Annotated in this window: 21 protein-coding genes; 18 read left to right on the plus strand and 3 right to left on the minus strand. The window is 49.7% G+C overall.

What is annotated here, in order from left to right; all coding sequences use genetic code 11:
• Positions 1-234 precede the first annotated feature (234 nt).
• The 12 genes from CVU71_04515 (at position 235) to CVU71_04570 (ending at position 12,875) form a co-directional block, all read left to right on the plus strand.
• The gene (locus tag CVU71_04515) at positions 235-567 is read left to right on the plus strand and encodes an Hpt domain-containing protein (protein PKN19642.1); all 333 of its coding nucleotides are present in this window, start codon (positions 235-237) and stop codon (positions 565-567) included.
• Positions 568-631: 64 nt separating this feature from the next.
• Positions 632-2,824 (plus strand): hypothetical protein, encoded by a 2,193-nt coding sequence (locus CVU71_04520; protein ID PKN19643.1) that lies wholly within the window; start codon positions 632-634, stop codon positions 2,822-2,824.
• A 942-nt stretch (positions 2,825-3,766) separates the two neighbouring features.
• Positions 3,767-4,075 (plus strand): hypothetical protein, encoded by a 309-nt coding sequence (locus CVU71_04525; protein PKN19644.1) that lies wholly within the window; start codon positions 3,767-3,769, stop codon positions 4,073-4,075.
• A 6-nt stretch (positions 4,076-4,081) separates the two neighbouring features.
• Complete coding sequence (locus CVU71_04530; protein ID PKN19645.1) at positions 4,082-5,032, plus strand: hypothetical protein; 951 nt, start codon at positions 4,082-4,084, stop codon at positions 5,030-5,032.
• A gap of 8 nt (positions 5,033-5,040) precedes the next feature.
• Positions 5,041-6,927 (plus strand): hypothetical protein, encoded by a 1,887-nt coding sequence (locus CVU71_04535; protein ID PKN19646.1) that lies wholly within the window; start codon positions 5,041-5,043, stop codon positions 6,925-6,927.
• A gap of 1 nt (position 6,928) precedes the next feature.
• Positions 6,929-7,261, plus strand: a complete 333-nt coding sequence (locus CVU71_04540) for an ATPase (protein ID PKN19647.1) — start codon at positions 6,929-6,931, stop codon at positions 7,259-7,261.
• A gap of 57 nt (positions 7,262-7,318) precedes the next feature.
• Positions 7,319-7,624, plus strand: a complete 306-nt coding sequence (locus CVU71_04545) for a hypothetical protein (GenBank protein PKN19648.1) — start codon at positions 7,319-7,321, stop codon at positions 7,622-7,624.
• A gap of 193 nt (positions 7,625-7,817) precedes the next feature.
• The gene (locus tag CVU71_04550) at positions 7,818-8,426 is read left to right on the plus strand and encodes a hypothetical protein (protein PKN19649.1); all 609 of its coding nucleotides are present in this window, start codon (positions 7,818-7,820) and stop codon (positions 8,424-8,426) included.
• 33 nt (positions 8,427-8,459) lie between these two features.
• The gene (locus CVU71_04555; protein ID PKN19650.1) at positions 8,460-10,232 is read left to right on the plus strand and encodes a V-type ATP synthase subunit A; all 1,773 of its coding nucleotides are present in this window, start codon (positions 8,460-8,462) and stop codon (positions 10,230-10,232) included.
• A gap of 1 nt (position 10,233) precedes the next feature.
• Positions 10,234-11,625: a V-type ATP synthase subunit B gene (locus CVU71_04560; GenBank protein ID PKN19651.1), complete on the plus strand. Its 1,392-nt coding sequence runs from the start codon at positions 10,234-10,236 to the stop codon at positions 11,623-11,625.
• Entirely contained in the window at positions 11,625-12,248 is a 624-nt protein-coding gene (locus CVU71_04565) for a hypothetical protein (GenBank protein PKN19652.1), read from the plus strand. The genes CVU71_04560 and CVU71_04565 overlap by 1 nt, the downstream gene beginning before the upstream one ends.
• A 141-nt stretch (positions 12,249-12,389) precedes the next feature.
• Complete coding sequence (locus CVU71_04570) at positions 12,390-12,875, plus strand: thioesterase (GenBank protein ID PKN19653.1); 486 nt, start codon at positions 12,390-12,392, stop codon at positions 12,873-12,875.
• A 42-nt stretch (positions 12,876-12,917) separates the two neighbouring features.
• Here CVU71_04570 and CVU71_04575 read toward each other — a convergent pair whose 3' ends face one another.
• Positions 12,918-13,751 carry a monofunctional biosynthetic peptidoglycan transglycosylase gene (locus CVU71_04575; GenBank protein ID PKN20073.1) on the minus strand — a complete coding sequence of 278 codons (834 nt, stop codon included), beginning with the start codon at positions 13,749-13,751 and terminating at the stop codon, positions 12,918-12,920.
• Positions 13,752-14,003: 252 nt separating this feature from the next.
• Here CVU71_04575 and CVU71_04580 point away from each other — a divergent pair, with 252 nt between their 5' ends.
• From CVU71_04580 to rlmN, 5 genes are all read left to right on the plus strand, one after another.
• Positions 14,004-14,972, plus strand: a complete 969-nt coding sequence (locus tag CVU71_04580; protein PKN19654.1) for a hypothetical protein — start codon at positions 14,004-14,006, stop codon at positions 14,970-14,972.
• 171 nt (positions 14,973-15,143) lie between these two features.
• Positions 15,144-15,887, plus strand: a complete 744-nt coding sequence (locus tag CVU71_04585) for a chemotaxis protein MotB (GenBank protein ID PKN19655.1) — start codon at positions 15,144-15,146, stop codon at positions 15,885-15,887.
• A 39-nt stretch (positions 15,888-15,926) separates the two neighbouring features.
• A complete protein-coding gene (locus CVU71_04590; protein ID PKN19656.1) occupies positions 15,927-17,861 on the plus strand; it encodes an aconitate hydratase in 1,935 nt (644 codons plus the stop codon).
• Positions 17,862-17,894: 33 nt separating this feature from the next.
• Entirely contained in the window at positions 17,895-19,118 is a 1,224-nt protein-coding gene (locus tag CVU71_04595) for an isocitrate dehydrogenase (NADP(+)) (protein ID PKN19657.1), read from the plus strand.
• Positions 19,111-20,148, plus strand: a complete 1,038-nt coding sequence (gene rlmN / locus CVU71_04600) for a 23S rRNA (adenine(2503)-C(2))-methyltransferase RlmN (GenBank protein PKN19658.1) — start codon at positions 19,111-19,113, stop codon at positions 20,146-20,148. The genes CVU71_04595 and rlmN overlap by 8 nt, the downstream gene beginning before the upstream one ends.
• Before the next feature lie 54 nt (positions 20,149-20,202).
• On the opposite strand, the gene CVU71_04605 is transcribed toward rlmN, so the two are convergent.
• Positions 20,203-21,132, minus strand: a complete 930-nt coding sequence (locus tag CVU71_04605; protein PKN19659.1) for an alpha/beta hydrolase — start codon at positions 21,130-21,132, stop codon at positions 20,203-20,205.
• A gap of 33 nt (positions 21,133-21,165) precedes the next feature.
• Positions 21,166-21,390, minus strand: a complete 225-nt coding sequence (locus tag CVU71_04610) for a hypothetical protein (protein ID PKN19660.1) — start codon at positions 21,388-21,390, stop codon at positions 21,166-21,168.
• Between CVU71_04610 and CVU71_04615 the strand changes: the two genes are divergently transcribed.
• Entirely contained in the window at positions 21,371-22,720 is a 1,350-nt protein-coding gene (locus CVU71_04615; protein ID PKN19661.1) for a hypothetical protein, read from the plus strand. The genes CVU71_04610 and CVU71_04615 overlap by 20 nt on opposite strands.
• Positions 22,721-22,731: the final 11 nt, after the last annotated feature.

Consider the following 22,731-nt stretch of genomic DNA (forward strand, 5'->3'; position numbering starts at 1 on the left):
CAAGGCCTGTTCAGTGATATTCTACTTAATAAGTGCACCTCAAACCGCCGCCAATAAAAATGGATTGATACTATTGAATGGATAAAGCCTTTACCATCTCAAGTATAGGGAAAATTGCCATGGGTGTCAATTGAATATTAGCCTTTGCCCTTTATGTCTGTATGATCACTCCAGTTAAGAGCCTTGCAAAAATAAGCATGCTCTGATACTTTTATTGCATGGAGAAAAACGGCGATGGCGGGCAAAGACCATGATTCCCTGAATGAAAAATTTACGGTGATTGTCGATGAAGACCTGCGGGATCTGATCCCCGGATATCTGGAAAATCGCCGGAAGGATATGACGGAAATCATCTCCGCTCTGGATCAAGGTGAATTTGAAGTAATCCGTTCCCTGGCCCATAAGATCAAGGGCTCCGGCGGCGGTTACGGATTTGACGGGATCACTGAAATCGGCAGGGCCTGCGAGGATGCCGCTAAACGATTGGACGCACAGGAAGTCCGGGAGCAGGTCGAGCGTCTGCAAGTTTATCTGGACAACGTTGAAGTGATCTTTGAACCATCCTGAAGAGATTGTTTGTCAAAACGTTTTTTATCAAACTGAGGAAGCCGGAAGATTAGGAGTAAAAGCCATGACTGCTTTACAAGACGGGCATCTTTATCTTGATTTTGGGAAATTTAAAGAACACATTCTCGGCAGCGCAACTCTGTCCGATTCAGCAAGGGACAAAATTCTTAAATACCGTCCATCCGAGCTTTACGCGATAGAGGAAGACCTGAAAATAACGGAGGCCGACTTTGTCGAACGTGTTGCCTCGTTTTTAGGTTTACCCCTTGTGTCTGTTATTCGCCCTGAGCAGTTTCAGGAAAATGTCATGTCCTACGATTTCTGCGCTCTAAACCTGGTAGCCCCCATCATAACGGAGACGGGAGAAGCAGTTTTTCTGCTGAGTAATCCCTTTGATTATGAACTTCTGGACGCTCTCAGAAAAAAAACCGCGGCCGACCAGCCCCTGCGCCTGATTATCTCTGCTCCGGCAAGCATTCGGGATCTGCTTGGCAAAATACAGGGGAGGCCAAGTCAATACTCCGGTAATGAGGACGAGGACACATCTCTTTTAAAAGATCAGGACGATGTCGCCATCATCACAACGGTCATAGACGATATGGAGCCGATCTCCGAAATGGAGCTGGAACAAAGGCCGGTTGTTTATGTCTCCAACAATATCCTCTATACCTCCGTGATGAAACGTGCGAGCGATATCCATATCGAGCCTAAAGAAAAGAATACCGTTGTACGATTCCGGATCGACGGCGATTTGCAGGACATCTTCACCCTGAAAAAACAAACAGGCATCATGGTTATTTCGCGTCTGAAGGCTCTTGCCGGTCTGGACATCGCGGAGCGGATGAAGCCTCAGGACGGTTCCGTAGAGGCCACCATCAGCAAACGGACTTTCAAGCTTCGTCTGGCAACGACGTCAACGCCGAATGGCGAAAGCCTGATTGTCCGCATTCTGGAACCGTCGGCCAAACCAAAAGCGCTCGACGAACTGGGCATGTCGGAAAGCCAGGCTGCGATCATGCAGGACTTCGCCACACGTCGCTATGGACTCATCCTGGTCGTCGGTCCGACCGGCGCCGGCAAGACAACAACCATTTACAGTTTCCTTTCCCATCTGGATTCAAAGACACGCAGTCTTATCTCTGTTGAGGATCCCGTAGAATATAGAATACCAAACGCCAATCAGCAGCAGGTTAACGAAAAGGCCGGTGTTACATTTGAGGCCCTGCTGAGATCATCTGTGAGGCAGGATCCTGATATCCTTTATCTTGGAGAGATCAGAGATAATTTTTCAGCGCGGATTTCCGTGGATTTTGCCAGTACGGGACATATGGCTGTTTCCACACTCCATACCAACAATGCCACCACGGCTATTTTTCGCCTCGAAAGACTGGGGGTGACCCGTGACGTCATGGCCGACGCCCTTTTGGGTATCATCGCCCAAAGGCTTTTTAAGAAGCTCTGCCCCCACTGCAAAAAAATCCTGCCCATTACACAGCAGGAAATCGAAATGCTGTCGCCTTTTCTGGATGCACTGCCTGCTGAAACAGCTCATCCTGTGGGATGCGAAAAATGTATCGGTGGATATCTCGGACGGGAAGGTGTTTACGAGGTCCTGGCCATCGACGCCCGGATGGCGGAATTGATCCGAAACGGGGCCCCCATCGCAGAAATCCGGGACTACATCCAGCAAAACGGGGGTTACCTGATCAGCCATCATGCCGCGCAAAAAGCAAAGGATTTAATGTTCCCGGTGAAGGACGTCTACGAAAAGATCCTTGTCGAAGATATCAAAGCACCAAAGCAGACACCGGCAAAAGAAGACACGACCTTCAAGAATGAACAGAAGAGGGAAAACATCGCGGTTGCACCGGTTGCTAAAGAGAGCAAAGGGCCGGGTTCCATCCTTGTCGTGGAAGACGATCAGGATACACAGCTACTGATTTCCACAATCCTTTCGAATCAAGGCTATAACGTATCCGTCGCCTCAGACGGTGTTGATGCTCTGATTCTTTTAGCCAAACAGGATTTTAATCTTATTATTTCAGACGTGAACATGCCCAATCTTGATGGTTTTAAACTGATAGAGATTATTCATCAAAAAGGCATCAAGGCACCTTTGATATTTTTAACCTCGCGCCTTGAAGACGAAGACGAAATCAAGGGATTGGAGCTCGGAGCGCTGGATTATCTGAAAAAACCCTTCAAGAAAAACATGCTGCTGCTCAGGGTTCAGAAAGCCATCGAGAAGTCAGCGTAAGGCAATTTGTTTGCTTCGGGCAACGGATTTGCCGATGGCTGCTTTCCAAAATCCAATAGATGGACATAACTTCTTCATGGCCGGCACGAATAATTAAACCACCCATTACCCGCGCATGGAGACATGAAGAAATGCTGCCGCATTGCATTGACATGATATTAGAGATGTTAAAAAGTTTATGATGCCTAACGTGCAAGAATGGAAGTTTGATAATTTCTCCCAATAGTGGAAGTTGCCCCTATGATGTATCTTAATTTATCAATACCAGATAATTCCATGCAGGAATCTTGAAATAATTGAAAGCATCTTCAAAATTTCGTCTCAGAAAATATACAGGATAATGGTTCATTGCCAAGAGCGATATTATTGGTAACAGAATGATAATTATGAACATTTCTTCCTGGTAAGCTTATCAATTGTTTCTGCTTTAAAATTGTGATGGATCATATGATGATCAAAAAAAGCAGTACCGGAGACAGATGTTTTCTTGGCAGAGAAAAACAGACGGTTGTTCTCTGCCACTTTTCATTCCGTTTCATTGGTTCTGATAAACCAGCCGTTATGAAGCCTTGCATTTGAAAGGATGTACCTTAATTGGTCAGCTCTTGTTTATTTTTTGTCATGATTTTCTCTTTTTCCCTTATTAGACCATTTTTTGTGTTGTTTGTGACAAAAAAACGATAACCCGCAACAGAAAATTTGTCTGCGACTGAAATATTAATGGTTCTGCAGATGAAGCCACGCGGGGCGGATGTACAGTTGAAAAGTCAGTAAATGATAGAGTCACGACTGGTGTTTAGATGCAATATCACCGCTGTCCTTCTCAAGCATTTCCATGGTTTTTACTATTATTTCATTGACATCCGTCAATCGCATCCCTATACTATTATTAAAGAAGAAAAGTTTTTTTAAACCCTTTTCCCGTTGAGAGGGACGATCTGCATGGACACTGTGGTTGCCCGGATAATAGAGATCGAAAGAGAGTCCACGCGGGACATCGAACGGGCCGAGGAAACCTCCCGGCAAAATATCGAGGCGCATCGGCTTGCCCTGGATAAAGAAAAAGAACAGGCACATGCCAACATTATCTCCACGGAAAATAACAGACTGGCTCAAGCTGTTCTGGAAGCCAAAAGACAAACCGAGGCAGCCTCTGTTGCTTTTCAGAGAGATTGCGAACATCCTTTTCATGACCCGATTCTGACTGAGACGATCAAAGAAGATATGATTTCCATCCTGCTCGAGGGCTAGAAAACGATGCGAAATTATGCCGATGAACCCAATTTACACACGCGTATCTACGCCATGAGAAGCCGCCTCTTCTCGCTTCGGGACTACACCCTGATGATCAGGGAGCCGGCCAGCATGCCGGGCAATATTTCAAACATTCAGGATCCAACCCGGGCCAAGGAGTCGCTCTTCAGGCAACAGATTGCCCCGGTCGTCAACCTGGCCCAGGCCTTTGAAAAATACACGCCGTTTTTTATCGCCAATCTCCGTCAATACGAGGCGCAAAACGCCAGGATTCTTTTGACCAGAGCAGCAGGTCATCAGGCGCTTGAGCAGTGGAATGACATCGGTCCCTTTGCCGCTCTGGACAGAGGGCTGCTTGAGAAAAAGCTGTCACTCGATGACGTCAAATCGCTTTTGGCCGACATCTACCTGGACGATGATTTCAAAACCATTTCCAGTTACCGGCAGCTGGTTATTCACCTGGATATATGTACAGCCAGGAACCTCTATCATTCCGGAGACCTGCTTTCCGGGGCGGCGGTGCAGGAGTTTCGGGAAATGATGCTCAAACGTCTGGCTGTGATGACCCTGATCTGGTCATACAGGCTCAGGGTCAATCACCGCTTCAAAGACGACAGGATCAGATTTTACATGGACAAGGTTCACAAACTTTATGGAGGCAAGGTGTGGTACCGGGTCAGCCTTGAAAAGGAGGCGCTCGCGGAACATCTTGAACAACTGCGCAAGGACACGGGGGAGGAACCCTCTGTTGCGAATATCGAACATCATCTTGAACAAAATTATTATGCCTGGATCACCTCCGTATTTCATCGGGATTTTCATTCCATTTACTGTGTTGTCGCCTATCTCTGGCTTCTCTTCTATCAGATCCGGAATCTGTTTCGGATAATCGACGGCCGGCGCTTCGGGATGTCCCAAGACGCGATCATTAACAGAATGATTTGTGAGGCGTGAGGTCGGATATGTTTATAAAATCGGATATCCGGAAAATTACCATTGCTTTTGAAAAGGCCTTCTATCATGAAGTGTATCTTGAACTGGGGAAAGCGGGTCTCATCCATCTTGCCCGTTTTCAGGAAAGAGATTCCGTGACGGACGGCGGACTTCAGGCAGAGGAGGCGCTGACCCGTGAAGTCCTGTCGGAAACGACGTATATCCTCAATGCCTTGCATATTTTGCCTGACGAGGCGGGTTCGGAGGTCAGGCTGGTTAATGCGGTTGAGGATGAAGCGTTTGCCCGGGCGGTGAAAAAAAAGCTGGAGTACACGGCAAGGCTTCGGGCCAAAATCTGTGAGCAGCAGGAAATTCTGACCCGGGAGATCCAGTACGCCGAAGCGCTTGAGCGCATGGGCATTGATGCCGGAGCATTCAAAAAAGGAAGAATTCTTCGGACGGTTTTCGGAACGGTGGAGAATACCGACTGGCAGGTTCCGTCCTACGAGCGGTTTATGATCGCCAGAACCGGGCACTTCGTGTTCGGCATGGCCTTGCCGGCTTTTGCCGCCGATATGCTTCAGTTCCTCAAGGAAAACGGATTTACCGACCATTCCGATGAACTCCGGCCGGTGGCTCTGACAACCCTTGCGAAGCGTGCCGATGCCCTGAAGCGGCGCGTGGAAACGCTTGCCGCCTATGTCAACCGTCTGAAGGAGGAAAAAGGACAGGCCTTCAGGCAAATGAACGCTGATTACCGGGCTTATGAGGAAATGCTCAAGGCCATGCGGATGTCCGTATTTTCATCCCGGGCGATGTTCATCACCGGATGGATGGATGCAAGAGAAAGAACAAGGCTTGTTGAAATCATGCAGACCGTGTGCGGCGGCAGGTTTATCGTGTCCGATGAGCAGGACCGGGATGCGCCCGTTCGCCTGAGAAACATGCGCTTGTTCCGGCCCTTTGAGCTGCTGGTGAAAACCATGGGAATGCCTTCCCCCGGCGAACTCGATCCCACGCCCCTTACCGCCGTCACTTATGTGATGATGTTCGGCCTCATGTTCGGCGACCTCGGCCAGGGGTTGATCCTCATGATGTGCGGCCTGATTTTGAGAAGATTCGGTCAGAAGAAGTTTCGGGAAGAACTTGTGCAGGCGGGCGGGATTCTTCTGGCCTGCGGCGGCTCAGCGGCTGTCTGCGGCCTGCTCTATGGCAGCGTCTTTTCCAGTGAACATCTTCTGCCCGCCCTCTGGTTCCATCCCACCGGCGATATTATGCGTCTGTTTTTCATGACCATCATGATGGGGGTGGTGTTTATCATGATCGGTTTTGGCCTCAATATCATCAACAGTTTTCTTAATTCGGATTATACCGAAGCCCTTCTGGAAAAGCGGGGACTGGCCATCCTTACCCTCTATGCCGCTATGGTCGTATTTGCCCTGAATTACCAGAGAACCGGTCAGCTCCCGGCGTTCTGGGCGGTTGGTGTTTTTATCTTTCTGCCCCTGATGGTTTTTTCACTGCGCGGCGTACTGGGAATGATGTTTTTTGAAAAACCAAAGCCGCACAGTATTTCAGAATACATCATCGAAACCGTCATGGAAGTTGTGGAGATTGGCCTGGGGCTTTTTGCCAACACGATTTCCTTTATCCGGGTGGGCGCCTTCGCGCTTTCCCACGCGGGCCTGAGCATTGTAACCTACACGCTCGCGGGCATGGCTGATCCTTCCCTGAAATCCGCCGGTGCCGTTATGATCATTATTCTCGGCAACATTTTCATCATCGGTTTTGAAGGCCTGATTTGCGGCATTCAATCCATGCGTCTGGAGTACTATGAGTTTTTCAGCAGGTTTTTCAAAGGAGACGGGGTGGTCTTTTCCCCGTTTACATTAAAGGCGAAAACATCGGAGGTGTAAGATGATCAGGGACAAGCTTTTGACTTTTTTGACCTGGGGGATTTTTTCATGCGCAGGGTTGTGCCTTTTTCCGGCGCTGTTATGGGCGGCTGAGGGAAGTCCGGGGAAAGCTTCCACCGACGCGATCGGATTGGCTTACATCGGAGCGGGAGTGGCCGTGGGATTCGCCTGTCTGGCCAGCGGTTACGCGGTGGCCAAAATCGGTTCAGCAGCCATCGGGGCGGTCAGTGAAAAACCGGAGCTGATGGGGCGAACCCTGGTTTTTCTGGGGTTGGCGGAAGGGATTGCCATTTACGGTCTCATTATCGCGATCATGATTTTGAATAAATTGTAATCCCGCTTAAGCGGGAAGAATGCTAAACTGCCGCAGCTTGCTGCGAGGTGTTTGATTATGGAAAAAATTTACATGATCGGGGACATGCATACGGTAAGCGCGTTTCGCCTGGCCGGCGTGGAAGGAGTGGTTGCGGTTCCCGCCCGGGCCGCAATCGTGCTCGAAGAGATTGTCAGAAAGAAAGACGCCGGGATCGTCCTGATCACCAACGAGCTGGCTTCCGGACTCGATGAGCGCATTGCGGAGATCAACCTCAACAGGCCGTCACCGGTGGTTGTTGAAATTCCCGGTATTGACGACCGGGAAGGCTTCCGCGGATCGGTGATGGGGTATGTGTCGGAGGCATTGGGTATCTCGCTATGACAATTTCGCTTGGAATATTCCGCTTTGCAGCGGAAATTCCCGGTAAGGTAGGCACTATTTATAATGCGCCCCTGGTCGGGATGCGCTCCCGGTCTTCGGTTAACTTTGTTGGCTGCGTCGTCGGCTTCCTCTTCGGGAAGTGACGCCGACGAGGCGGCAGCTTCAAATCGAAATGTCATCTAAAGGATTGGGCATGGACAATACAACACTCGAAAGTTCCATAAAACGGGAATCGGAAGAAATGATTGCCGCCATCAAAGATAAGGAGACCGCCGAGATCCGGCGACTCGATGAGGATTACGCCGCAGAGATTGAACGCTTCCGTAAAAAGATCGAAGCCGAAACCCAGGCTCGCATTGATCAGGAGCTTTCCCGCCTGGAAAACAAAGCCATTCTGGAAAGAAAAAAACTGAACCTGACGAGTGTGGAACAATTTATCAACTGCACGGTGGAAGAGGTGATGAAGGGGATCAGAAATAACCCGCGCTACAGGCAATTTCTGGTGAATGCGGCTTGCAGCGCCGCTCTTCAAATATCCGGCGGTGTGGAAGTGCGGCTGAAGCGGGAAGACCTTGTTCTGGGTGAGGAGATTACGGCGGCCATCCGGAAGGCACGCGGCAGTCAGCCCGTTGTCATCAACGCGGATGCCTCGATCGGATGGGGCGGATGTCTTGTTCTGGATGAGGCCCAGGGCCGCATCTTCAACCATACGCTGGAGAGAATATCCTACCGGAAAGCATTGCTGATCCGCCAGAAGGCCGTAAAAGTTATGACCGATCATACCGGAGATGATAAAAAGTAGAATTTTCCCGGGGCGGAATCCTAAGGAGTGACTGTGGACGAAACATTGACAGGTAAAGTGATTGCGGTAAACGGCCCGATTGTCAAGGCGGTCGGACTGTCCGGGATAAGAATGTTCGATATCGCCGAAGTGGGGCCCGACCGGCTCATCGGTGAAGTGATCCGGCTTGCTGAAGATGTTGCCATCATTCAGGTATATGAAGACAACACGGGGCTGAAGCCGGGCGACGAAGTGCTTTCCTACGGCCGGCCGCTTTCCGTTCTTCTGGGACCGGGACTGATTGCCAGCATCTATGACGGCATTCAGCGGCCTCTGGTCGGTATCTCCGAGATGTGCGGAAGTTATATCCGGAAGGGGATAAAACTCTCTCCTCTGGATACGGCGAAGAAGTGGGATTTTAAACCGCTGATGGAATCCGGAGCGGAGGTCAGGGAGGGAAGTGTTGTCGGCGAAATTCAGGAGAGCCCGCTGGTTCTGCACCGGGTGCTTGTTCCTCCCGGTATTTCCGGCAAACTGACCCGCATCGCCCCGGCCGGCGCCTACACGATCGAGGATGATATCTACGTGGTGGACACGGGGAAAATTATCTTTAACGGTAAGCTTGCCGCTTACTGGCCGGTTCGCAAACCGCGCCCCAATAAAAGCAGAAAGAAGCCTTCCCTTCCCCTGATTACGGGGCAGAGAGTTATCGATACCTTTTTCCCCATTGCCCGCGGGGGCACGGCGGCCATCCCCGGCGGATTTGGAACGGGGAAGACCATGACGCAGCATGCGTTGGCGAAGTGGTGTAATGCCGATATCATCATCTACATCGGCTGCGGGGAGCGCGGCAATGAGATGACGGACGTTCTGACGGACTTTCCGAAACTGGTTGATGAAAGAAACGGCAGGCCGCTGATCGAACGCACGGTCATGATTGCCAACACCTCCAACATGCCGGTGCCCGCGCGTGAGGTCAGTATCTACACCGGCGTGACCATCGCGGAATATTACCGTGACATGGGATACAGTGTGGCCGTCATGGCCGACTCCACGTCGCGCTGGGCGGAGGCCCTGCGGGAGCTCGCCAGCCGTCTGGGGGACATGCCCGCGGAGGAAGGATTTCCTCCTTATCTGGCGACGCGGCTGGCCGAATTTTATGAACGGGCGGGTCTGGTCGAAACGCTGTCGGGTAAGGAAGGGGACATCACCATCATCGGGGCTGTGTCTCCCCCCGGCGGTGATTTCTCGGAACCCGTCACCCAGCATACATCCAGGTTTGTAAGGTGCTTCTGGGCTCTGGACAAAACGCTGGCTGACGCGCGGCACTATCCGTCCATCAGCTGGATCGACAGCTATACCGAATATCTCTCCGACATCGAGGACTGGTGGAAGACCCTCGACCCGGAATGGCTCACCACGAGAAATGAAGTCATGAATATTCTGCTGGAAGATCACAGGCTCGAGCAGGTGGTGAAACTGGTTGGAAGCGACGCGCTGCCGCCCGCTGAACAATACATTCTTTTCTGCGCTGAAGCCGTCAAGAACGCCTTCCTGCAGCAGAACTCTTTCGATCCTCAGGACAAGTTCTGCTCTCCGGCCAAGCAGATCAAAATCCTGGCGTGCCTGCTCAGCCTTTATAAAAAAGGCCTGGAGCAGGTGCATGCGGGAATAACCGTGAAAGATATTGCCGCGCTGGATGTTGTCGCCCGGATCGTGCGGCTGAAATCCGAAATTTCCAATCAGGATATCGGAAAGATCGACGAGTATCAGAGAATGCTGGAGCAGAAACTGGCTTCGCTCAAAGCGCCGTCAGGAGGAGTGTAAAATGTCCGCGGAAATTGAATATTCAAACCTGTCAGGAATCTCCGGCCCGCTGATCTTTGTCGACGGCATCAAAGGGGTTGGTTACGGCGATATCGTGGAAATCCGGGACGCCTCGGGGGAAATAAGAATCGGCCAGACATTGGAGGTTGATGAACAAAGAGCCGTCGTTCAGGTGTTTGAAGGAACCAGCGGGCTTTCGGTGAAAGGTACAAGGGTAACTTTTGTGGGAAAGGCCCTTGAGATTCCCGTGGACCGCGATATGCTGGGCAGGGTCTTCGATGGCCTGGGCCGGCCCATCGACGGCGCCCCGCAGGTGATTACCGACCGGATGATGAATGTCAACGGCCTGCCGATCAATCCCTGGAGCCGGGAGTATCCCCGGGACTTTATTCAGACGGGTATCTCGGCGATTGACGGGATGAACACACTCATCCGCGGCCAGAAGCTCCCGATCTTCTCGGGCAGCGGCATGCCGCACAACCGCATTGCCGCCCAGATCGCCCGCCAGGCGAGGATTCTGACCGCCGAGGAAGAATTTACCGTCATCTTCGCCGCCATGGGTGTAAAGTTCGACGTGGCGAGATTTTTTATCGATTCCCTGGAAGAGTCGGGCGTGCTCACGCACTCCGCCATATTCTTAAGCCTGGCCGATTCGCCGTCCATTGAACGCCTGGTCACGCCGCGCACGGCGCTGACGCTGGCGGAGTATCTGGCCTTTGAGGAAGGGATGCATGTTCTGGTCATCCTGACCGATATGACGAATTACTGCGAAGCGCTCCGTGAATTGTCCAGTTCACGCGGCGAGATTCCTTCGCGGAAAGGCTATCCGGGCTATCTTTACAGCGACCTGGCTTCCGTCTATGAACGTGCCGGGCGGCTCAAAGGGGGGAAGGGGTCCATTACGCAGGTGCCGATCCTCACGATGCCGAGCGACGACATTTCGCATCCCGTGCCGGACTTGACCGGATACATTACCGAGGGGCAGATTGTTCTGGAACGGGCGCTTTTCAACAAGGGCATCTATCCGCCGATTGCCGGATTGCCGTCGCTATCGCGGCTGATGAAAGATGGCATAGGCGTCGGACGGACACGCAAAGACCACGGCCAGGTGGCCGCTCAGCTTTTTGCTTCCTACGCGAAAGTCAAGCGCATCAGAGCGCTGGCTGCGATTGTCGGGGAAGAGGAGCTTTCCGACCTCGATAAAATTTATCTGAAATTTGGAACGGCTTTTGAGGAGATATTTTTACGACAGGCTTATGAGGAAAACCGTTCCATCGAGCAAACGCTGGATATCGGCTGGCGCATGCTCTCGCTTTTGCCCCGCGACGAACTGTACCGCATCGCGAGGGAGGATATCCAGCAATACTATATGCCGGAGGCCCAGGGTTCATAATGCCGAAAATAGAATTGCCGCCCACAAAATCATCGCTCAGGAAGCTTAAGGAAGATCTTTCTTTCGCTTATGAGGGATACGACCTGCTCAACCAGAAACGTGAGATTCTGGCTATTGAGATTGTCCGGAAGATTGATGAAATCCGCAGGATTGAGGCGGATTTTCAGCAGGTTTTAAATGAACTCTATGCATCCTATCGCAAGGCGGCTGTGGATGTGGGGGCAGATGCCATGACCTTGCAGAGTTGCTCGGAAGTGAGAAGCTATTTCCTCCGTATGGACTTTACCAAACTCATGGGGCTGAAAATGCCGGTGATCAGGCTTGCTCTCAAAAAGCCTCATGCTGTTTTTACGCTGCAGCAAACCTCCGCCACTTATGATGAAGCAAAAGATCTATCCCGAAAGACGCTGCTGATCCTTGCTGAATACGCAACCATGACCAAGTCCATCATGATGCTTTCGCGGGAGTTGAAGAAAGTGCAGCGCCGGGTGAATGCCCTGGAGAAGATTTTCATTCCCCAGCATGAGGAAGCCAGAAAATACATCACCGATCGCATTGAGGAAATGGAGCGGGAAGAAGTGTATGTGAAAAAGCTCATCCGTCAGCGGATGGCCTCTGAATAAAACTTACCCTGATCCTTTATATTCTTCCCGGCGCAGGAAACAGCGTTTGCCGGCTGCCGGTATCCGGTACAATAGTTGACGAAACGGGTCAATGGTGTATAATCGAATCTATTGAAGACGTGCCGTCAATAAGGAGATCGGATGACAAAAAAAGCTTTTCAGGATTACTACCCGGACCATTTCAGCCACTGTTACGGCTGCGGCCGTCTCAACGAGCATGGCATGCAGATCAAGAGTTACTGGGATGGTGAAGAAGCCGTCTGTATTCACACGCCCGAAGCCCGTTACACGGGCGGGGCGCCCGGACATGTCTATGGCGGGTTGATCGCGTCGCTGATCGACTGTCACTCCATGGGCACGGCGGCCGCCGCCAAATACCACGCCGAAAACCGCGAAATGGGCGCCGAGCCGGCTCTTCGTTTTGTGACCGCGTCGCTGCATGTCAATTACCTTTTGCCCACTCCGATGGGCGGCCCTCTGGAAATCCGCGCGAAGGCCAGAGAAATCAAGGGACGCAAGGTGATTGTGGAGGCGCGTCTCATCGCGGGCGGCAAGGTCTGCGCGACCGGAGAAGTGGTCGCGGTCCAGGTGCCTGAACATTTGACGCCAAAGAATATAAAAGAATAAGAAAACCGGTCGGGACCGGGGGCAGCGTCCTCGCCTTGGCCATTAAGGTACTTCTTTGGGGGGCGTCATGACTTCGGATGCGCCGGTTTGAGGATTTTCACCGGACTCCCGGATTTCCTCTTTTTTCCCTTCAAGGGCGTCGTCTTTTTCTTCCAGGACTTCATCGTATTCTTCAATGACAATGCCGCGGCGCACCATGATCTGATAAATTCTATCCGCGCGGTTGGACGCATATTGTGAACTGCCGTCAGGTCGAAAGCGCCTTGGATTGGGCAGGGCGGCGGCCAGTTCCGCCGCTTCGCGCGGGCCAAGCCCCCCGGCGGATTTGCCGTAATATTTACGCGCGGCCGCCCCGATGCCGAACATGCCGTCTCCCCACTCGGCAACATTTAAATAGAGTTCCATAATTCTTCTCTTGCTCAGTTGCTGTTCAATACGCCAGGTCAGGATGGCTTCTTTGATTTTTCGAATCGGGTTCTTGTCCGGAGTCAGATATAAATTTTTTGCCAGTTGCTGCGATATCGTGCTTCCGCCGGCTTTAAATTTCTTCTTTTTAATATCTTTTTCCAGCGCCTTCTGCATGGCCTCAAAATCAAAACCTTCGTGAGACCAGAATTTATCATCTTCGGCAATAATAACCGCCTTCATGGCGTAAGGCGATATTTGTGAAAGCGGCACCCAGGATGTCGAAATTTTTTTCTTGATGCCTTTTTCCTTCCACATATCTTCCCGATACTCCATAAAAGCGGTTTTACCGGGACGATTCTTCGAGAGATCAGCCACGTTCGGATAGAAAAAATAACGGCCGACATCTATTGCGAAAAAAACCAGTAAGGCAAGGACGCTCCATAAAAATATTTTTTTCCAGTGATGCATCATGAATTGTTTCCCTTTTTTTCAGTTGCCGTTTCCTATACCTCATTAAAAAAGAATGCAAAATAAATTTGACAGTCCCTGTGTTTTTTAGTATGTCAACTAACACGAAGCTGGTGATAGGCTTTTTTATGTAGAACTTCGTTTTCTGTGTGCAGTAAATTATCCTTAGATATATTTACACTGAGCGGCAATGGGCTGCAATCTGTGCACCGTTAACAAAATGGGACCCCCCCGCAAAAAAGGAGGTACTTCATGATGAAACGGCGGATTTTAGTAGTCTCGGGATTTTTTGTTCTTTTTTTGTTATTCTGTTTCAACACCGGCGCTCATGCCAGCCAATACAAAGTCAAGAAGGGTGAAAACCTTTACACCATTTCCAAAAAGTTCGGTGTCAGCGTAGCTGATATCAAAAAAGACAACAATCTTACCGGTAACAAACTGAAACCCGGTCAGGTTTTGCAAGTCAGTCCAAAGAAATCCGATTCTCCCGCTTTAGCAAAATCAAAATTAAAATCAAAATCAAAATCCTTACCTCAAGCCACCTCTTCATACAAAGTTAAAAAAGGCGATACCCTTTCCACTATTTCAAGAAAAACAGGCGTTCCTGCAAAACAAATTGCCGCTTTAAATAATATTAAATCGAAAAAACTGCGCGCCGGCCGCGTCCTCATTTTAGCAAGAGCAAAGCCATCCGCGACCTCCGCCTCTGCGGGGGATGAAGATGAAGAGTTATTAGGCGAGGAAGAGGAAGTTGCTTCTCCCGAAGCCGGCAGCAGCATTGCCTGTGAGAACCAGGCCAGTGAAGAGCTTTTAGGCAAGTGGGGCAGCGTGGATGAAAGAAAATTGTTTATTAAAGTCTCCACCGGTTTCCTGGGGGCGCCTTACCGCCTGGGCGGCGCCACCGTAAAAGGAATTGATTGTTCCGCGTTTGTCCGGAAAATGTACGAATTATTCAACATCTCCCTGCCGCGCACCGCAAGCGAGCAGTCACACGTTGGCGTTCGGGTTGACCGCAATGAACTGGTTGAGGGTGACCTGGTTTTCTTCCGGACCAGAAAACCCATCGGCCACGTCGGCATTTATATCGGCAATAATGAATTTGTTCACGCGTCTTACCGGGGAAAATCCGTACGCATTGACAGTCTGGATCAGCCCTATTTTCAAAAGAGATTTCAACGGGCTGTTCGCGTTAAAGGTCTGGATGAGAACGGCGGTACCTGATTTGTCCCTGCTATAAAACATATCTTCAGAAAAAGGGGCTGTGACGCCTCTTTTTTTGTGTTTTTGCCGGTTGATTATCCCATCAGTTTATTATATGAAGTTAACCTTACCGGCGTGTTCGTTTACATTGATCAATGACGACTAACTTGGCAATTTTATAAGGAGGATTTTATGAAAAGAACAGCAGCTGTCTTTTTAAACATTTTTATGCTGGCTTTTCTATGCAGCGGTTGCCTGGTCGCGGAAAGCAAGTATCTGAAAAAAGCGGATGAAGCGGATCAAATGACCAAACAGGCGGCCGCTCTCGAAACGGTAAACAAAAATTTGAAAGAGCAAATAAAATCGTTAACCGGGCAAAATGAAGACCTCACCGGTGCTGTGGCAATCCTGGAAGCGGAAAACAACAAACTTAAGCAAAACGTGTCTCAGGTAACAAAAAAAACGCAGGAAGTGGAAAAAGCCAGCAATACCTATCGGGAACTCTTAAATGAAATGAAGGGTGAAATAGCCCAGGGGCAGATTACCATCAAAGAGCTCAAGGGTAAATTGACCATGGATGTCGTCGATAAAATTTTGTTTGATTCCGGAGAAGCAAAAGTTAAAAAAGAAGGCATCGAAGTTCTCAGCCGGGTTGTGGAAATTCTGAAGACTGTTAAAGATAAAAATATCCGCATTGAAGGCCACACGGACAATGTCCGGATTACCAGCAAGCTGGCCCGCGTGTATCCCACAAACTGGGAACTTGCCGCCGCGCGCGCCATTAATGTTTCAAAATATTTACAGCAGCAGGGCATTGATCCGACGATTCTCTCGGCAACCGCTTTTGGAGAATATCAACCGGTTGCCGATAACACGACGCCGGAAGGGCGGGCGAAAAATCGTCGCATAGCGATTATCCTGTTGCCGAAAGATTAGCAGCATTAAATATTATCAGAATGTATCAAGGAAGAATTGATGGGAAAAAACATTGTTGAAAAAATTCTCGACCGGCATCTGGTTTCAGGGAACCTTGTGCCCGGTTGCGAAATAGGCATCCATATTGATCAAACCCTTACGCAGGATGCCACAGGCACCATGGCCTATTTGCAGTTTGAAGCCATGAATATCCCGAAGGTTAAGACGGAACTGTCCGTCAGCTATATCGATCATAATACGATTCAAATCGGGTTTGAAAACGCGGACGATCACCGCTATCTGCAAAGCGTCGCCCGGAAATTCGGCGTGGTGCTTTCACGCGCCGGCAACGGCATCTGCCATCAGGTCCATCTGGAGCGGTTCGGCAAACCCGGCAAAACCCTGATTGGATCAGACAGTCATACACCCACCTGCGGCGCGCTGGGCATGATCGCCATCGGCGCGGGCGGCCTTGATGTGGCGCTGGCTATGGCCGGTGAACCGTTTTACCTCACGTGCCCTTCCGTCATTAAAATCAATCTCAGCGGTCGTCTGCAGCCCTGGGTTTCCGCGAAAGATGTGATCCTTAAAGTATTGGAAATTTTCACAACGAAAGGCAATGTCGGAACCGTTTTTGAGTATGGCGGAGAAGGGGTCGCATCGCTCAGCGTTCCGGAACGCGCTACCATCACCAATATGGGGGCGGAGTGCGGCGTGACGACTTCAATTTTCCCCGGCGACGAACTGACCCGGATTTTTCTTGCCTCGCAAAAAAGAGAAGCCGATTTTATTGAACTGAGGGCGGACGACGATGCGGCCTACGCAAAAATTGTCGATATTGATTTATCCGCGCTTGAACCGATGACGGCTAAACCGCACAGCCCGGAAAATATCGGCACCGTGCGCAGTATGAAGGAAATTGCCGTGGATCAGGTCTGTCTGGGCAGCTGCACCAATTCTTCGTATAAAGATCTGGTGACCGTGGCAAAGATTCTCGAAGGACGCGTGGCTCATCCCGATGTCAGTTTTATTTTAGCGCCGGGGTCCCGGCAGGTGCTGGACAACCTTGCCCGGGACGGCTATCTCGCCTCTCTTATCGCGTCAGGCGCAAGGCTGATGGAAAACGCCTGCGGATTCTGCATCGGCAACAGCCAGAGCCCGAAATCCGGCGCGGTATCCCTGCGCACGTCAAACCGCAACTTTCTGGGACGATCGGGAACGATGGACGCTGATGTCTATCTGGTCAGTCCTGAAACGGCGGCGGCAGCCGTCATCACCGGCCGTTTTACCGATCCGCGGGACCTCCGGATGGACTATCCGCAGGTTGCGATGCCCGGGGATCTGGTCATTGACGACAGTATGATGATCCGTCCGGAAAACGCCGGCAACAATATGGAAATCTATCGCGGACCGAACATCGGCGCTCCGCCCGCCAATTCAGCGCTGCCTGATGTTATTTCCGGCAAGGTTACGATTAAGGTCGGGGATAAGATCACGACGGATCATATTATTCCTGCCGGAGCGCGGATGAAATACCGCTCGAATATTCCCAAATATTCCGAATTTGTTTTTGAAAATGTGGATGACTCCTTTGCCCGGCGGGCCATGGCGCAAAAAGAAGCAGGAAAGCACAACATCATTGTGGCCGGCCTTTCCTATGGCCAAGGCTCATCGCGCGAACATGCCGCCATCTGCCCCATGTATCTGGGTGTGCGCGCGATCATCGCCAAATCGCTGGAAAGAATTCATGCCGCCAATCTGATCAACTTCGGCATCCTGCCTTTGACCTTCCTTAATGAAAGGGACTATGACACCGTCACAGAAGGCGATGATCTGGAAATCCCCGCGCTGAGAGCCGCCGTGATGGAAGGTAGAAATCCGGTCGTGCAAAACAAGACCAGGGGAACAATATTTGAGGTAAGCTGTTCTTTGTCGTCAAGACAAAAACAAATCATCCTGGCCGGCGGTGCGCTCAACGTCCGCAGTCAAAAATAAAAAATAATAAATGAGATGGAGTAATATTTTTACATGACGAAAAAAATCAAAGTGAAAACAACGCTTGTCGAAATGGACGGCGATGAAATGACCCGCATCATGTGGCAGATGGTGAAAGACAAACTGCTGCTGCCTTATCTGGATATGGATATTGATTATTACGATCTGCACGTTAAGCATCGTGACGATACGGATGATCAGGTGACGTTTGACGCCGCCCGCGCGATTCAAAAATACGGCGTCGGCATTAAATGCGCCACGATCACTCCCAATGAAGACCGGGTGAAGGAATACAATTTAAAAAAAGCATGGAAAAGTCCCAACGGCACGATCCGCGCCCTGCTGGACGGAACGGTTTTCCGGAAGCCCATCCTGGTCAATAATATCCAGCCGGGAGTTTCGGCGTGGAAAAAACCGATTACCATCGGCCGCCACGCGTATGGCGACGTTTATAATAATTTTGAGCTGAGCATTCCGCAGGCCGGAAAGCTGGAAGTCGTTTTCACGCCCGCCGACGGCGGCAAGCCGCAAACATCTCTGGTGCAGGATTTTCCGTCGGCAGGCATCGTTCAGATCAACCATAACCTGGAGCAATCGATTCTGAGTTTTGCCCGGGCGTGTTTCACCTACGCGCTCGCCGAGAAAATTGATGTGTGGTTTTCCACGAAGGATACCATTTCCAAAATATATGATGCGGGCTTCCGCGATATTTTTGACCGGGAATTTGAAAATAACTGGAAAGATAAATTTGCAGCCGCCGGCATTGAATATTTCTTCACGCTGATCGACGACGCGGTCGCGCGCATTATGAAAACGGAAGGCGGCATGCTGTGGGCGCTGAAAAACTATGACGGCGATGTGCTGTCGGACATGATTGCTTCCGCCAGCGGATCGCTCGCCATGATGACCTCCGTGCTGGTTTCCCCCAACGGCTGGTTTGAATATGAAGCCGCGCATGGCACGGTGCAGAAGCATTACTACAAACATCTGAAAGGCGAAGAGACCTCCAGCAATTCGATGGCGTTGATTTTTGCCTGGACCGGCGGTTTGCGCAAACGCGGTGAACTGGATGGAACACCGGATGTTGTCAGATTCGCCGATCAGGTTGAAAAAGCGGCGCTGGAAACGGTGGAGGGCGGCATCATGACCGGCGACCTGCTGCTTTTGGCCGAAAAGAGAGCTTCCAACAGAAAAGTGAATACGGAAGAATTCATCGATGCCATCGCGGAGACACTGAAGAAAATAATTAATGACTAATTTATTGCCCAATCTGCTGGATTTTACCCTCGAGGAGATGGAAGCGTTTATCTCCTCTTCCGGCAAGGAAAAGTTTCGCGCCCGCCAGATCATGAAATGGCTGCATCAGACAGGCTGTACATCTTTTGACACCATGACGACCTTGTCGCGTGATTTCCGGGGAAAGCTCTCCGCCAATGCGCGGATTTACCGGCCGGAAATTGTCAAAATTCAGAAATCGCAGGACGGCACGCAAAAAGCGCTGCTGCGGCTGGAGGACGGCCTTTTCATCGAAAGCGTTTTAATCCCCGGGAAAAGCCATTGGACGATTTGCTTATCGACGCAGGCCGGCTGCGCGATGGGGTGTGAATTTTGCCTGACGGCACGCCAGGGCTTTAAGCGTAACCTGACGCCCGCGGAAATCGTCGGGCAGCTGATTACCCTGAAGCACAAAACGCCGGATGGCGCGGGCATCAACAACATCGTCATGATGGGTATGGGAGAGCCGCTGGCTAACTTCGCAAGTACGGTCAAGTCGATCCGGATCCTTACCTGCGATTTCGGTCTGGGGATGTCCAACCGCCGGATAACGGTTTCCACCTGCGGGCTTGCGCCGCAAATCATCCAGCTGGGCAAAGACATCTGCATCAATCTGGCCGTATCGCTAAACGCCTCTGATGATGAAACCCGGAATCTGCTCATGCCGGTCAATAAAAAGTATCCGCTTGCCGCGCTGCTTGCCGCCTGTAAAAAATACCCCATGCCCGGACGGCGTCTGCTCACTTTTGAATATATTCTCATTGACGGCGTGAATTCATCCCGGGCGGACGCGGAAAAGCTGGCCCGGCTCTTGAAGGATCAGCGCTGCAAATTGAACCTGATTGTCTTTAATGAATATCCCGGATCACCTTATAAGTCACCGTCCGCAAAAGACGTGGAAGCCTTTCAGCAAATCCTGCTTGACCGGCACTTCACCACCATGCTTCGTAAAAGCAAGGGCAGCGATATCCTTGCCGCCTGCGGCCAGTTGAGCGGTGCTTTCGGAGCATAATGAGCTCGTTTATTTCGGTATTTAAGAGCGGCTCAATACGTTTCCGGAGAATCTTCATCTTTTCTCCTTCAGGAAGTTTAGATAAGGCTTTGCCGTTTCTTCGGGCTTTTCGATCATCGGGGTATGACCCGTATCTTTCAAAATCACTGATCTGGAAGTTTTCAGATGCTTTTCCAGGAATGGAACGCCTTCCACATTTACAAGTTTGTCCTGCTCTCCCCATATAATCAGGACCGGTGACGAAATGAGCGGCAGGGCCGGGGCGAGTGAGAATTTTTCAGGCTGCCAGTCTTTCCATATTTTCCTGTCAAACGCATTGTGCTCGGCCATATAGGCCGCAAATATTTTCTTAAAAGGCGCGGGGATGGGGGGTGGTTTTACAAAGATCAACGCCAGAAGATCGTCGTAATCCTTCGCGTTGCTGACCAGCAGGAGATTCCTGCCTTTTTCAATTTGGATGACAAACTCGCTTTTCTTCTGCGACGGCACGCCGGCCGGGGCCAGGAGGGCAAGCGTCAGAACTCTCTGTGTGTGTTTTGCTGCGTAGCTTGCGGCAAGAGCGCCTCCCATTGAATTTCCCGCCATATGGAATTTATCAAGTTTAAGCGCCTCCACAAACCGGTTGATGCGCGCCACCTGGCTTTCCATGCCGTAATGGTCCGCGGGCACCTGCGAGCTTTCACCGAAACCGGGAATGTCGGGTATGATCAAATGGTAGCCTTTCAAATATTTAGCGAACATGGGCCAGCTGTCCTTGTTGCTGCCGAATCCGTGAAGGAGGATGACGGTTTCTCCTTTTCCTCCTTCCAGGTAAACGATCCTGTGATTGTCGACCTGGACTTCCTTCTTGGCGAGATCGGCCGCGCGCCGCTGAGCATCAATCGCTATCTTGAACACCGATTCCGGGAAAAGGACGTAAAATGCCACCAGCAGGGCAGCGGCAGCAATAAGTGTGAGCAATCCATACTTCAAGATTTTATTCATTTTATTTCCTCGCCTTTTATGTTCGTATCGGGTCTAACGCACAGATATCGGGTAACCCTGTTTCAAAAAGAGGCTGCAATCAGCTGTTGCCTGCTTGCTGCGTTTTTTTGCCGGAAACGGATTGTCCTTTTTCAGCCGCTCGGGCGGATTAAATTTCTGGCAGCAATTTACAAACCATTGACAATATCTCCTGATTAAGTTAAATAATTCCATCTTATTATAATAAGAGAGGATTATCATGGGGAGAAAAATAAACATTACTTATTTTACCATCACTATTATAATCTATCTTATAACCATATGTAATGTGAGCATATCACTGGCTCAATATAATTCAAATGCAAATATAAGTGATTTTAATATTGATATTAAAAATTTGTCTACAAAGATAATTGAGGGGATAAAAGGTGAAACAATAGCTAACAAGAAAGATATAGTTATTATTGATTTTTGTACCTCCAGAGGAATAGTAAATAGTGACGGAGAATATTTAACGTCAAAGCTTAGCCAATATCTTGTGTCCCAGTCTATTTTCTATAAATACAACATATTAAATATGGACAAAGAGATAAATATTAAGCAGCAGCTTGTGGAAAAAAATATTAAGCCGATACAATTGGCAGATCCCCAAATATCTGCAAATTTTGGCAGACAAATATTTGCGGATTTAGTCATCACTGGAAGTCTAAATGAACTAGCGGACAAACGAGGTTATGGCATTTCGGTCAATATAATTAAGACTGACAATGCAACAGTATTAAAGACAATAAATGTTCAATTTCTGGCTGTATCTTCAAATAACCAGCCAGTTCCGACGGTAGTAACTCCGCGTAACCCACCACTACCTCCAAAAGTTTCATCACCACCTACGACACAGGCTACTGAGCCTTCCCCATCAAACGATAATCAATTATCACTATTTCTAGAACGAGCGAAGAAGATTCAAATTGATATTTCCAAATTAAGTGAAAAAATCATATCAAAACACCCTTTTGATGTAAATGACCCTTCACAAAACAGGGAAAAAGCATTAGTGATATTTGATGCTTTTATTAAAGACATTAAACCTCTAACCGACGAGTTGAAGGCCATTCAGAATAAAGATTTTATCGTGCCCAGAAATGCGTTTAGCTGCCGTATTGGTGACCCGCTTCCTAATTATGATGGATTTTTAGTTGAAGCTGTTTATGATTATAATACCTATAAGGGAATATGGAATATTAAAGATTCAGTACAAGGACAATCGCTCTCAAAAATTACACGAGCAATTGAATGCGAAGGGCGGTATAGGCTGGTTGAACGAAAGGATTCAGTGGTAGTCTCTGGATTTGATTTATTGGAAACAATCTTTGGGACAACAACCGACTTTATAATGGATATAGATATCCTAGCTGGCTTGAAAAGTGCAAGGATGATGCAAGTAAATTATAGAAACGATATAGAACCCACCTTAGCGGGTGCCATTATGAAACATCCCAGTATAAAAAAGATCAATCCGAGGGTAGAGTTAAACAAATTTGAATATTCATCAGCAATAAATGGCATGGAGCAAATCGAACTTGCCTATCAAATTTTAAAGCGGCAATGAATAATGCTCTA

It is taken from the genome of Deltaproteobacteria bacterium HGW-Deltaproteobacteria-6 (assembly GCA_002840435.1).
Taxonomy (GTDB): Bacteria; Desulfobacterota; Syntrophia; order Syntrophales; family Smithellaceae; genus UBA8904.